The sequence below is a fragment of the Escherichia sp. XD33 genome (genome assembly GCF_019375075.1).
GTDB lineage: Bacteria > Pseudomonadota > Gammaproteobacteria > Enterobacterales > Enterobacteriaceae > Enterobacter > Enterobacter flexneri_A.
On sequence record NZ_JAENDM010000232.1, the window covers coordinates 1 to 873 of the forward strand.

Sequence of the window (873 nt, forward strand, 5' to 3'; positions counted from 1 at the left end):
TGCTGAATGAAGAGAACCCGCATCAGCTGCAGCAGCTTATCCGGCTGCCGGGGCAGCAGTATGATGAGGAGTCCGGCCTGTATTACAACCGCCACCGCTATTATGACCCGCTGCAGGGGAGGTATATCACTCAGGATCCGATTGGGCTGAAGGGGGGATGGAATTTTTATCAGTATCCGCTGAATCCGGTTCAGTATATAGATTCAATGGGACTGGCATCAAAATATGGACACTTAAATAATGGCGGATATGGAGCGAGACCCAACAAACCGCCTACGCCCGATCCAAGTAAATTGCCGGACATAGCGAAACAATTAAGACTGCCATATCCTATTGACCAGGCCAGTAGTGCGCCTAATGTTTTCAAAACATTCTTCAGAGCATTAAGCCCTTACGACTACACACTGTATTGCAGGAAGTGGGTAAAACCAAATCTGACTTGTACGCCACAGGATGATTCCCAGTATCCAGGGATGGATACAAAGACAGCAAGTGATTACCTGCCACAGACAAATTGGCCAACAACTCAATTACCACCAGGATATACTTGTGCAGAACCCTATTTATTCCCAGACATTAATAAACCCGATGGGCCAGCAACAGCAGGGATAGATGATTTGGGTGAAATTTTAGCTAAAATGAAACAGAGAACATCGAGAGGAAGGTAATGACTCCAACTTATTGATAGTGTTTTATGTTCAGATAATGCCCGATGACTTTGTCATGCAGCTCCACCGATTTTGAGAACGACAGCGACTTCCGTCCCAGCCGTGCCAGGTGCTGCCTCAGATTCAGGTTATGCCGCTCAATTCGCTGCGTATATCGCTTGCTGATTACGTGCAGCTTTCCCTTCAGGCGGGATTCATACAGCGG

2 protein-coding genes are annotated in these 873 nt (G+C 47.3%); one reads left to right on the plus strand and one right to left on the minus strand.

Annotated features, from left to right (window positions below):
• Positions 1–668 (plus strand): RHS repeat-associated core domain-containing protein (locus K0778_RS26505; RefSeq protein ID WP_153449204.1); only part of this gene is annotated, 668 nt, incomplete at its 5' end.
• A gap of 10 nt (positions 669–678) precedes the next feature.
• On the opposite strand, the gene K0778_RS26510 is transcribed toward K0778_RS26505, so the two are convergent.
• Positions 679–873: IS1 family transposase (locus K0778_RS26510; protein WP_000298061.1), on the minus strand; the 195-nt coding region annotated here is incomplete at its 5' end.